Source organism: Frigoribacterium sp. UYMn621, assembly GCF_040549525.1.
Lineage (GTDB): Bacteria > Actinomycetota > Actinomycetes > Actinomycetales > Microbacteriaceae > Lacisediminihabitans.
Genome location: NZ_JBEPTM010000033.1, coordinates 1 through 5,653, shown reverse-complemented (window position 1 = coordinate 5,653; position 5,653 = coordinate 1). Strand labels below are relative to the sequence as shown.

General features: G+C 64.5%; 6 protein-coding genes. 3 read left to right on the top strand and 3 right to left on the bottom strand.

The genetic code is table 11. The annotated features are described in order from the left end of the window. Positions 1-425 precede the first annotated feature (425 nt). Positions 426-740 carry a ferritin family protein gene (locus ABIB54_RS17520; protein ID WP_354576815.1) on the top strand — a complete coding sequence of 105 codons (315 nt, stop codon included), beginning with the start codon at positions 426-428 and terminating at the stop codon, positions 738-740. A 372-nt stretch (positions 741-1,112) separates the two neighbouring features. Here the strand turns inward: ABIB54_RS17520 and ABIB54_RS17515 are convergent, their stop codons facing one another. Next, positions 1,113-1,736, bottom strand: a complete 624-nt coding sequence (locus ABIB54_RS17515; RefSeq protein ID WP_354576814.1) for a DedA family protein — start codon at positions 1,734-1,736, stop codon at positions 1,113-1,115. 303 nt (positions 1,737-2,039) lie between these two features. Then, positions 2,040-3,017 (bottom strand): malate dehydrogenase, encoded by a 978-nt coding sequence (locus ABIB54_RS17510; RefSeq protein ID WP_354576813.1) that lies wholly within the window; start codon positions 3,015-3,017, stop codon positions 2,040-2,042. Between the two features lie 206 nt (positions 3,018-3,223). On the opposite strand from ABIB54_RS17510, the gene ABIB54_RS17505 reads away from it, so the two are divergent. Both ABIB54_RS17505 and ABIB54_RS17500 read left to right on the top strand, forming a co-directional pair. Then, a complete protein-coding gene (locus tag ABIB54_RS17505) occupies positions 3,224-3,574 on the top strand; it encodes a cupin domain-containing protein (protein ID WP_354576812.1) in 351 nt (116 codons plus the stop codon). 117 nt (positions 3,575-3,691) lie between these two features. Further along, on the top strand, positions 3,692-4,243 hold the full coding sequence (locus tag ABIB54_RS17500) for an OsmC family protein (protein ID WP_354576811.1): 552 nt from the start codon (positions 3,692-3,694) through the stop codon (positions 4,241-4,243). Between the two features lie 104 nt (positions 4,244-4,347). Here the strand turns inward: ABIB54_RS17500 and ABIB54_RS17495 are convergent, their stop codons facing one another. Next, the gene (locus ABIB54_RS17495) at positions 4,348-5,625 is read right to left on the bottom strand and encodes an aldehyde dehydrogenase family protein (RefSeq protein ID WP_354576810.1); all 1,278 of its coding nucleotides are present in this window, start codon (positions 5,623-5,625) and stop codon (positions 4,348-4,350) included. Positions 5,626-5,653 lie beyond the last annotated feature (28 nt).

Below are 5,653 nucleotides of genomic sequence, written 5' to 3'. Positions count from 1 at the left end.
TGAGAGTTTCCTCGAAGGATCACACGGTGGCCGCGCCCACGTCGTCACCGACGCGGCAAGCCACCGTGAGTTACACCACTATGCGGGACGTGACCCAGGCTGGGGGCTGCTGACGATTGAGACGACGGTCGGTCCGGCAGATGACGGCGGGCTTTCCGCCGCCCGATGTTCGCGAGCTGTCACGAATCGCGCCCTCGCCGCGCGCATCTTGCGACGGGCGAGCTCAACCGGCGAAACCATCCATCACATCATTGGGTCGCATCACCCCAGTTCAACGGGAAGTGCCCGTGACGTGCGTCGGAAGTGCCTCGTGGCGCCGGTGTCCTCACTCCCCCGCGGCAGTGTCGACCCCGGGTAGGCCATTCCAGTCCGAGGCGTACGGTGTCAGTGGCCGGGAAATCCCCGATACCACCGAAGGAGTCATCATGACAACTGATCAGTATCACGAGCCGCCGCAGGAACTCTCCGCCGAGGTCCGCACGTTCGCCCGGATGTGCGCGAGCCTGTCCGAGGAAGCCGAAGCAATCGGCTGGTACGAGCAACGCATCGCCGTGGAGCAAGACCCCGTCGCCCGCGCCATTATGATCGACTCGCTCGGCGAAGAGTACAAACACTTCAGTATGGAACTCGAATTTCTCCTCCGAGCCAAGCCCAGATGGCGGCAAATCGCCCGCGGCATCCTCTTCACAGACGGCGACATCGTCTCCCACGGAGAAGAAGCAGAGTCAGCCGCTGACTGACTCCACGGCGTCCCGCCCTGGCCGAGATAACTCCGCGATTCACCGCGGCAGGTCAGAAGCTGCCACGCACCTTGTGGCCCTCGCTCGATCCGAATGCGGCGCGGCGGTTGGCAGTCAGACAGTGGCGGCCTCCATCGAGCTGTGAGGTCTTGCACTCCGGGGAGCACCACACAAGCAACCGGCGCTCACGAGATGCACCGGTCGACGCGTCCGCGTCAAGTCCCGGCCCCGCTCTCCTCGAAGAAACTCTCTCCGAGCACGACGGGGTCTCAACGAAGCCGTGAGCGTGACCTGTGACCTTCGCCGGGCAGCTGCCGGTGCGCTGCGTCTGGGAACAGCAGGGCTACATCCTTCATTACCGACGGATGGTGCCTACCGGGGCGTCGCGCGTCGGCGCGCCCGCACATGTGTGCCGACCCGCCAGCCGATCAGTGCCAGCACCAGAACGATTGCTACGACGGCGGCGATATCCCGGCCAACAGTCTTCGCCACCGCCGCATAGGAGTTGCCAGCAACATAGCCGAGGGCAACAAACGCGACGCCCCAGATAAGGCCGCCAGCAGCATTCCAGGTGACAAACCTGGGATACGGCATGCCGGACGAGCCTGCGAGTGCCGGCATCACTGCGCGGAAGAATGCGACGAATCGGCCGAGGAAAACAGCAACCCCGCCGCGGCGACTCAAGAAATCCTGCGCTCGATCGAGCTTCGTGCGACGTTTCCTCAGAGGCTTGCTCGCCAGTAGACGCGGGCCGAACCTCTTTCCGATTTCGTAACCGACCGAGTCCCCCAAGATCGCAGCAGTCACGACAATCGCAGCCATCAAAATCACGTTCGCGTTGCCCCGGCTAGCAACCACGCCACCGACAACCGCGGCGGTCTCTCCGGGGATGACAAATCCGACAAAGAGCGCATCTTCGGCGAAGACCAGCACCCCGACCAAGATGAAAGCGAGGACAGGGTTGACGTTGAGAATTCCGTCAATCAGGTTGCCCATACCTACCTCCGACCTGTCAGGAAGTGTGTTCACGGTCGCTCTGAGACCCATCAGCAGCCTAGATGACTGCGTCCAGAGTGCAGTGGACAGGGCAGGAATCGTCCCGGCCGAAGAATCCGTCGGACCCCTGAATCGCTGGCAGCGAACCCCAGTTCGGCCGAGCAGCCCCAAAGTGTCGCCAGACTGGTGTTTACCAGCCGTTTGTGACAGTTTGCGCACTGGTCGGGGACGACCCGGCACGGTGAGCCGTCACATAACGCTTCGGGAGGGCTCGTTGCCGACGGTTTGTGACGGATGGTGCGGTCAGTGCTGGCCGGGAAGCAGCCCGAGAGCTGCCACCGCGGAGCGTTCCTCGAGCAACTCCGCGACCGAGGCGTCAATGCGCGACCGGGAGAACGCGTCGATCGTCAGGTCGGGAACAATCTGCCAGTCCTCGCCCGATGAGGTGACGGGGAAAGAGCTCACCAGTCCTGCCGGGACGTCGTACGAACCGTCGGAGACGACGCCGGCAGAGGTCCACTCCCCCGAAGTCGTACCGTGGATCCAGTCGCGCATGTGGTCGATGGCGGCGTTGGCTGCGGATGCGGCAGAAGAGGAACCGCGAGCCTCGATGATCGCCGCTCCGCGCTGGGCGACCGTGGGGATGAACTCGTTCTCGACCCAGCTCTGGTCCACCGTGACGGGATCACCGGAGCGAAGAGCGTGGCTGAGATCCGGATACTGCGTGGCCGAATGATTGCCCCAGATCGTCAGACGGGAGAGCGAGGAGACGGGTGCGTCGAGGTGACGTGCGAGCTGTGACAGTGCCCGGTTGTGGTCGAGTCGGGTCATCGCGGTGAATCTCGAGGACGGTACATCCGGGGCGTGCGCGGCGGCGATCAAGGCATTGGTGTTGGCGGGGTTGCCGACCACGAGAACACGGATGTCAGCCGCCGCCGCATCGTTGATCGCGCGACCCTGCGGCCCGAAAATACCGCCGTTGGCCGCCAGGAGGTCACCGCGTTCCATGCCCGCCGTGCGCGGTCGGGAGCCGACCAGCAGCGCGACGCTGCTGCCGTCGAAGGCGTGCGTCGCATCATCCGAGATGTCGACTGACGTGAGTAGCGGGAAGGCGCAATCGTCCAGCTCCATCGCGATCCCCGCCGCGGCTCGCATCGCCTGCGGCACCTCGAGCAGTTGCAGCTCGACCGGGACATCCGGGCCGAGCATCTCGCCGGACGCGATGCGGAAGAGGAGGGCATAGCCGATCTGTCCGGCTGCGCCGGTCACCGTGATTTTCACAGTTCGACAGTACGCCGCTCGACCAGGAGACAGTACGCCGCTCGACCAGGAATGAAGGGCTGCAAGCTGAACGATCGGCCCGCCTCTCAGCATCCGAGGATCCCAACGGAACGTGTTGGATGCGGTGACTATGGACCTCGCCGCGATCGTGACGGACAATATTGGCCAGCATCTTAGCCGCGGGACGACCGAGAGGAGAACATGTCATGAGCGATCATCAGGCGGCAACGGCGTCGAGGGGCGTGTCAATCGAATTGCTCTCGGCGGTGGACCTCGGCCCCGAGATCGCGGGTATGGCGGGGCGCCAGCTGAGGATGCGAAAAGTGACCATCGAACCAGGAGGGGTCTTCGGCCCCGTGCACGACCACGTGGGCAGACCGGGCTCGGTCTATGTCCTGCAGGGAACGATCACCGACCATCGGGACGGCGAAAGCAAGGAATACGGGCCCGGCCCGGGTTGGCCGGAAGACAGTCACACCATGCATTGGCTGGAGAACACGGGCACGACACCAGCCGTCGAGATCTCGGTGGATATCGTGGCGGTGCCCACGGCCTGACATGGGCCATCCACGGACTTGTGGTCGTCCGGCAGCCGATCGCCGGTTGTTACGCCGAGAGACGCCGTGTGACGTAACGCTCGACGGACGCCGTCCAGTCGACCATACGGTGTGGGCATGACACTTCTCGACTCAGCCCCAGCATCGACCTCCAGCGCGGCAGACCGTGCCGAACGACTCACCGCCGCCGGCGCCTCCTGGGGCTCACGCATCGCCGCCGACCCCGCCCAGGCCCACCTCACCTACCGCGTGAAGGGCCGGGGCGAAGGCTCGGTCGCCACCGCCATCACCGCGGGCAAGCACCGCTTCCTCGTGGACGAGCCTGCCGCCCTCGCCGGTGATGACACCGCAGCCAGTCCCGTCGAGATTGCACTCGGCGCCCTCATCTCCTGCCAGGTCGTGGTCTATCGGCTCTATGCGCAAGCGCTCGGCATCCGGGTAGACGACATCTCGGTCGTTGCGGAAGGCGACCTCGACGCCAGCAAGCTATTCGGCATCAACGAGGGCGTGCGCGCCGGCTTCAGCGACATCCGTCTCGACATCACCCTCACCGGACCGGAGTCGGACGAGCGGTACCAGGAACTGCGCGAGGTCGTCGACAAGCACTGCCCTGTACTCGACCTCTTCGCCAACCCCACCCCCGTGAGCGTCGCGGTGGTCAAGGGCTGACAGGCGCGAGGGCAGCGCACATCCGTGTGCCGACGCCACGAGAACGGCCCGCCGGCGAAGTCACCGGCGGGCCGTTCTTCGGTCAGAAGGCGGGCTGGCTCAGATCAGAACGCAGCGTTGATGTCGACGATGTCGATGACCTTCTTGTTGATGAATTCCTGGATACCGAGATTGGTCAACTCGTGACCATACCCGGAGTGCTTCACCCCACCGAACGGGATGTCGGCCTTGACCATGGTCGGGTGGTTCACGTAGACCATCCCGGTCTCGATCTTGCGGGCCACCTTCTCCCCGTTGACCGTGTCCCTGGTGAACACGGATCCGCCGAGGCCGAACGGCGAGTCGTTGGCGACGGTAATCGCCTCTGCCTCGTCCTTCACACGGATGATGATGGAGACCGGGCCGAAGAACTCCTCGAAGTACGAGGGGTTCGCGCTGGTCATTCCGGTGAGGATCGTCGGCTGGTAGAAGGCGCCATTCGCGGGCACCTTCTCGCCGAGAGTCTCGGCGGTGGCGCCGCCGGCGATGGCCTTCTCGACCTGGACGGCCAGCTTGTCGGCGGCTCCCTGGGACGAGAGCGGGGCGAGGGTTGTAGCCGGATCCATCGGATCCCCCATCTTCAGCGCGGTGACTCCGGCGCGGTACTTCTCCAGGAATTCGTCGAAGACCTCGTCGACCACGATCAAGCGCTTGGCGGACACGCAGACCTGCCCGGCATTCCAGTGGCGTCCGAACACGGCCCACTGCACTGTCTTGTCGATGTCGGCGTCGGCGAGCACCACGAACGCATCCGAGCCACCGAGCTCGAGGGTGCTCTTCTTCACGGCCTTGGCGGCGTACGCGGCGATGATCGCGCCCGCCTCCTCGCTGCCCGTGAGGGCGACGCCACGAACGCGGGGGTCATTGATGACGTACTCGGTGAGGTTGTGTGGGAGGTAGAGGTTCTTGAATGCCCCGGCTGGAAGACCCGCGCGCTCGAAGAGGTCGTCGAACATCGCGGCAGCCTGGGGTACGTTGCTGGCGTGCTTGAGCAGGATCGTGTTGCCGGCAAGCAGCTGCGGGCCGGCCACGCGAACGACCTGGTAGTACGGGAAATTCCATGGTTCGACGCTGAGAAGCACACCGAGCGGCTGGCTCACGATCTCGACCTCTCCCTCCGCGGCAAAAGCCACGGGCACGGTGATCGTTTCGAGCAACGACTCACCATGTTCGGCGTAGTACTGCAGGATGTCCGCCGAAAGGTCGACCTCGGCCTCCGCCTCTCCGATCACCTTGCCCATCTCGAGGGTGAGGAGCTCCGCATAGCGACGTTTGTCAGTAGTGCCCCATAGAGTGGTGTAACTCCTGGTGGCCGGCTCGTCGCGAGACGTAAGCGCGGTCACCGTGTGAGACCTTCGAGAAGTTTCTTAC

What these genes read in the sequence shown, in the direction of transcription:
- ABIB54_RS17515 (WP_354576814.1), bottom strand. Translation starts at nt 1,736, where the DNA reads ATGGGCAACCTGATTGACGGAATTCTCAACGTCAACCCTGTCCTCGCT.
- ABIB54_RS17520 (WP_354576815.1), top strand. Translation starts at nt 426, where the DNA reads ATGACAACTGATCAGTATCACGAGCCGCCGCAGGAACTCTCCGCCGAG.
- ABIB54_RS17500 (WP_354576811.1), top strand. Translation starts at nt 3,692, where the DNA reads ATGACACTTCTCGACTCAGCCCCAGCATCGACCTCCAGCGCGGCAGAC.
- ABIB54_RS17505 (WP_354576812.1), top strand. Translation starts at nt 3,224, where the DNA reads ATGAGCGATCATCAGGCGGCAACGGCGTCGAGGGGCGTGTCAATCGAA.